We start from the raw sequence: 1,145 nt of genomic DNA, 5'->3' as shown, positions 1-1,145 counted from the left end.
ACACAGACGTATTTCAACTCGGTGAACTCGTCCAACCCGTGGCGGGACCCTTCACGCCCAAGCCCGGATTCCTTCACGCCGCCAAACGGCGCCAATTCGGTCGACAGAATGCCTTCGTTAACGGCCACCATGCCGTACTCCAGGCCTTCCATCACGTGCCAAATACGCCGGTAATCACGCGCGTAGAAGTAGGCCGCTAAGCCGAACTCGGTGGCATTTGCCATGGCGACTGCTTGCTCGTCGGTCTCGAAGCGGAACACCGGCGCCAGCGGGCCGAACGTCTCTTCGCGGGCAACGCGCATGTCATCCGAGACATCGGCAATGAGCGTTGGCTCGAAGAAGGCGCCACCCAGCGCGTGGGGCTTGCCGCCGCACACTAACCGCCCGCCCTTTTCGAGGGCATCGGCGATATGGGTTTCGACTTTTTCCACCGCGGCCTGATTGATCAGCGGGCCTTGCATCACGCCCTCTTCTAAGCCGCTCCCCACTTTCAGTTGCTTGACGCGCGCGGCCAATTTTTCGACGAAGGCCTCGTAGACGCCGGACTGCACCAAAAAGCGATTGGTGCAGACACAGGTTTGCCCGGAGTTGCGGTACTTGGAGGCGATGGCCCCTTCCACCGCCGCATCCAACTCCGCATCATCAAACACGATAAAGGGCGCGTTACCGCCGAGTTCCATCGAGGCTTTTTTGACGGTACCGGCGCACTGGGCCAGCAGTTTTTTGCCCACCGGCGTCGAGCCGGTAAAGGAGAACTTGCGCACGCGCGGGTCGGTGGTCAGCACCTCGCCAACGGCCGCCGGTTGGCTGGCCGTTACCACGTTAATCACACCGGCGGGAAGCCCGGCGAGTTCGGCCAAGCGTGCCACCGCCAGCGCGGTAAGTGGCGTGGCCTCGGCGGGTTTGATCACCACCGGGCAGCCTGCGGCTAACGCCGGGGCACATTTACGCGTAATCATCGCCAGCGGGAAGTTCCAGGGCGTCACCGCCGCGACAACGCCAATCGGTTCGCGAAAGACCAAAATGCGCTTATCAGCACCGTGGCTGGGCAAGGTTTCGCCTGCCATCCGTTTGGCTTCTTCGGCGTAGAACTCGACAAACGACGCGCCGTAAGCGACTTCGCCGCGCGACTCGGCAATCGGTTT

Annotated in this window: 1 protein-coding gene; it reads right to left on the bottom strand. The window is 62.1% G+C overall.

The genetic code is table 11. The annotated features are described in order from the left end of the window. Positions 1-1,145, bottom strand: a 1,145-nt coding sequence (locus tag M8006_RS17570) for an NAD-dependent succinate-semialdehyde dehydrogenase (RefSeq protein WP_250084489.1), incomplete at both ends; no start/stop codon positions are given.

The sequence above is a fragment of the Halomonas llamarensis genome, from assembly GCF_023555005.1.
Classification (GTDB): domain Bacteria; phylum Pseudomonadota; class Gammaproteobacteria; order Pseudomonadales; family Halomonadaceae; genus Vreelandella; species Vreelandella llamarensis.
This window is presented reverse-complemented; position numbering and strand designations above follow the sequence as displayed.